Origin of the sequence: Microvirga pakistanensis (genome assembly GCF_004458765.1) — a bacterium.
GTDB lineage: Bacteria > Pseudomonadota > Alphaproteobacteria > Rhizobiales > Beijerinckiaceae > Microvirga > Microvirga pakistanensis.
Map to the genome: position 1 here is coordinate 1 of NZ_SPJX01000435.1, position 223 is coordinate 223.

The 223-nt window shown below is 60.1% G+C and carries 1 protein-coding gene; it reads right to left on the reverse strand.

Going from position 1 to position 223, the window contains the following annotated elements:
- On the reverse strand, positions 1-223 hold a 223-nt coding region (locus E4K09_RS19850), incomplete at both ends, for a TRAP transporter large permease subunit (RefSeq protein ID WP_134499465.1).

A 223-nucleotide genomic window follows, 5' to 3' on the forward strand; every position in this document is an offset into this window, starting at 1 on the left:
TCGTCTCGATCGTGTCGAAGGTCGCCTTCGCAAGGCTCCTGAACGTCATGGAGCGATAGCGTACAAGCCCCAGGAACAGAGACCAAATCACCGCCGCCACGGCCGCTTCCGGTGGGGTGAAGATGCCGAGCGTCATGCCGCCGATCAGGATAACCGGAGCCATGAGCGCCATGACGGCGGAAAAATCGAAGTACCAATCCAATGCCAGGAGGATCGCGAGTCC